The sequence below is a fragment of the Pseudomonas sp. genome (assembly GCF_049590575.1).
Taxonomy (GTDB): Bacteria; Pseudomonadota; Gammaproteobacteria; order Pseudomonadales; family Pseudomonadaceae; genus Aquipseudomonas.
Map to the genome: position 1 here is coordinate 1 of NZ_JBAWDE010000253.1, position 2,819 is coordinate 2,819.

Annotated in this window: 2 protein-coding genes and 1 pseudogene; 1 reads left to right on the forward strand and 2 read right to left on the reverse strand. The window is 59.2% G+C overall.

Features of this window, described 5'->3' with window-relative positions:
• Positions 1 to 81: 81 nt before the first annotated feature.
• Positions 82 to 1,173 carry a calcium:proton antiporter gene (locus WBR57_RS17565; protein WP_424085057.1) on the reverse strand — a complete coding sequence of 364 codons (1,092 nt, stop codon included), beginning with the start codon at positions 1,171 to 1,173 and terminating at the stop codon, positions 82 to 84.
• Positions 1,174 to 1,366: 193 nt separating this feature from the next.
• Here WBR57_RS17565 and WBR57_RS17570 point away from each other — a divergent pair, with 193 nt between their 5' ends.
• Positions 1,367 to 2,320 carry an adenosine deaminase gene (locus tag WBR57_RS17570; protein ID WP_043051475.1) on the forward strand — a complete coding sequence of 318 codons (954 nt, stop codon included), beginning with the start codon at positions 1,367 to 1,369 and terminating at the stop codon, positions 2,318 to 2,320.
• A 69-nt stretch (positions 2,321 to 2,389) separates the two neighbouring features.
• On the opposite strand, the pseudogene WBR57_RS17575 reads toward WBR57_RS17570, so the two are convergent.
• A pseudogene (locus tag WBR57_RS17575) lies at positions 2,390 to 2,819 on the reverse strand (transcriptional regulator); the annotation flags it as partial.

Here is a 2,819-nt window from a genome sequence, read left to right on the forward strand (position 1 = left end):
GTCACATATAAGTTGCTGACCCACCGCTATCGGGGGCAAGCCCCCTCCCACATTTGGCTCTACGGTGTTCTTGAAATCTGATTACAGACCCAACAGCGACAGCATGATAAAGGTCGCAAACAACACAAAATGGGTCATCCCTTCGATGGCGTTGGTTTCGCCATCGTTGAGGTTGATCGCGCTGACGATCAGCGTGATAAACACCATCACGGTTTGCACCGGCGTCATCGCCATCTGGAACGGCTGGCCGGTGTAGAGCGCCATGGCTTCCATCACCGGCACCGTCAGGATCACCGTCGACAGCGACGCGCCCAGCGCGATGTTGACCACCGACTGCATGCGGTTGGCCAGGGCTGCGCGCAACGCAGTGAGAATTTCCGGCGCTGCCGAAATCGCCGCCACCACGATTGCTGTGATCACCGGCGGTGCGCCCGTACCTTCCAGGCCCAGGTCCAGGGTCTTGGACATCACCTCGGCCAGCGCGCCAATCACGATCACACCAAACACCAGAGTACCGATGGAAAACGCCAGGTTGACCGGCACTTCCTGTTGTTCTTCCGGTTGTTTTTTACGGCGTTTTTCCGGGTAGCTGTAGCTGAAGAAATAGCTGTGCGGCCCCACCTGCATCCTCAGGAACAGGGTGTAGAGCACCACCATCGCACCGATGGTGAAGGCCGAGTAAATTTTCCAGTCGGCCTCGGGGATAAATTCCGGCACCACCATCGACACGCCCATGGCGGTCAGGATCATCACGCTGTAGGTGCGTGCCGAATCATCGTTGTAGGACTGTTCGCCATGCTTGATACCGCCCATCAGCGCAGCGAGGCCGAGGATGCCGTTGATATCGAGCATCACCGCCGAGTAAATGGTGTCGCGCACCAGGGTCGGCGACGGCTCGTTGCTCATCATGATCGCCAGGATTACCACTTCCACCAGGACGGCGGCCAGGGTCAGGATCATGGTGCCGTAGGGGTCGCCGACTTTTTCCGCGAGTTGTTCGGCATGGTGCGCCACGCGCATCGACGCCATCACGATAAAGCCGATCAGCACCACGCCCGCCAACAGCGCGACGATTTGCCCGCTGTTGAGCATCCAGTGCTCCAGCGGGTAGGCGGCAATGGCGGCGATCAGCGCCAGCAGCATGAATTTTTCTTGCTTGAGAGATGTGAGCATTGCGGGCCTTTTAGTACGGCAAATCAGTCATTGATGGGGTACAGACTCCAGCAACTCACTAACGTTTCGTTACACCTTAGCTCACGTGGCCCTTGCACAATCAAAATCAAAACTCTCCTGCTGGTCAGGTTTTGCCAATTATTTCGGCCATGACCTGTAGAATGCCGCCATTGCACCTGATGAGATTTTAGAAATGTACGATTGGCTCAACGCCCTGCCCAAGGCTGAACTGCACCTGCACCTGGAAGGCTCGCTGGAGCCCGAGTTGCTGTTCGCCCTGGCTGAGCGCAACAAAATTGCGCTGCCGTGGAACGACGTCGAAACCCTGCGCAAGGCCTACGCCTTCAACAATCTGCAAGAGTTTCTCGACCTGTATTACAAGGGCGCCGATGTGCTGCGCACCTCCCAGGATTTCTACGACCTGACCTGGGCCTACCTGCTGCGCTGCAAAGCCCAGAACGTGATCCACACTGAACCGTTCTTCGACCCGCAAACCCACACCGACCGTGGCGTGCCGTTCGAAGTGGTACTCAACGGCATCGCCGCTGCGCTTAAAGACGGCGAACAACAACTGGGCATCACCAGCGGTTTGATCCTCAGCTTCCTGCGCCACTTGAGCGAAGCCGAAGCCGAGAAAACCCTCGACCAGGCCCTGCCGTTCCGTGATGCGTTCGTGGCTGTGGGCCTGGACAGTTCGGAAATGGGTCACCCGCCGAGCAAATTCCAGCGCGTGTTCGACCGTGCGCGCCACGAAGGCTTCCTCACCGTCGCCCACGCCGGCGAAGAAGGCCCGCCCGAGTACATCTGGGAAGCCATCGACCTGCTGAAAATCCAGCGTATCGACCATGGCGTGCGCGCCATCGAAGACGAACGCCTGATGCAGCGCATCATCGACGAGCAGATCCCGCTGACGGTATGCCCGCTGTCTAACACCAAGCTGTGTGTGTTCGACGACATGGCCCAGCACAACATCCTCGACATGCTCGAGCGCGGCGTGAAGGTCACGGTGAACTCGGATGACCCGGCGTACTTCGGCGGTTATGTCACCGAGAACTTCCACGCGCTGTACACCAGCCTGGGCATGACCCAGGACCAGGCCAAACGCCTGGCGCAAAACAGCCTGGATGCGCGGTTGGTTAAGCCTTAACTGGATAAACGCCAACTAAACCTGTGGGAGTGGGCTTGCTCGCTCTCACAGTAGTTTGGGTTGTTAAAATCAGGCTCCAAGTGGCTCAGGCGCTGCCAGCCGAGCAATTTCCGATAGCCCTGTCTTGCTCACCAGCAACGCGCGCGACTCGTTGATCGCACTGATCCAGTTCGACTGCAAAAACAGACGCAGCAACCCCGCCCCCAACGCCCCCCCCAGATGCGGTTGCTGTTGGCTCCAATCGAAACAGTCACACACCAGTGGCGACGCCAGTGCCTGGGTGAAAATGCCCAGGCCGGCCAGGTGCTGGGTGCCCTTGAGCGTGACATCAGTGCGCTGCTCATGCCGCTTGATCCACCCTGCTTGCACCATGCGTTGGTACAGCTGCGCTGCCAGCTCGCCGCCCAGATGCCCATGGCACAGGCGCGCACGGCGTAATAATGCGGGCGCTGCCAGGGGCGCGGGCAAAGCGCCCGGCGCACTGCGTGCGGCACTGGCC

What these genes read in the sequence shown, in the direction of transcription:
- WBR57_RS17565 (WP_424085057.1), bottom strand. Translation starts at nt 1,173, where the DNA reads ATGCTCACATCTCTCAAGCAAGAAAAATTCATGCTGCTGGCGCTGATC.
- WBR57_RS17570 (WP_043051475.1), top strand. Translation starts at nt 1,367, where the DNA reads ATGTACGATTGGCTCAACGCCCTGCCCAAGGCTGAACTGCACCTGCAC.